This window comes from Vibrio sp. SG41-7 (assembly GCF_014164465.1).
In the GTDB taxonomy this organism is placed as follows: Bacteria; Pseudomonadota; Gammaproteobacteria; order Enterobacterales; family Vibrionaceae; genus Vibrio; species Vibrio splendidus.
Window position 1 is genome coordinate 1 of record NZ_JACJFF010000352.1, and the last position, 478, is coordinate 478.

The window sequence follows — 478 nt, forward strand, 5'->3', positions numbered from 1 at the left end:
TCGCTGTTTCTGAGAGTGAACGTTTGTGGTATCCATACCGCTCTTTCCAATACTTATTTGAGCCGTATAATTTCTGGCAACCCACGGCGAGATTTCGAGGGTGACCACGCTCCCAGAAGGCTGCCTCTTCTCTTGGGGGAATAAGCGCAATGGCTCCCTTAATCTTAATAGCAGCGTGACACGCTCTCGTGTCGTAAGCGCTATCCTCAGACACCTCAAAGATACTTCGGCGTGTTTGTTTCAGTAAGTTCGGGAGTACTTCTCCATCTGTAACCGTCGATAAACTTAGCTCGGCGGCAATGATCTCATGAGTGTTTGTATCGACTGCAATATGCAGCTTTCGCCAGACTCTACGCTTGCCATCCGTCCCGTGTTTTTTGACTTTCCATTCACCTTCGCCATAAACCTTAAGGCCAGTAGCATCAATGGCTAGATGCTGTATCGCTCCTCTCGTTTTAGTCTTAAATAAAACCTCAAC

Annotated in this window: 1 protein-coding gene; it reads right to left on the reverse strand. The window is 47.5% G+C overall.

Features of this window, described 5'->3' with window-relative positions:
• On the reverse strand, window positions 1–478 hold a 478-nt coding region (locus tag H5300_RS27065), incomplete at both ends, for an IS5 family transposase (protein ID WP_182797395.1).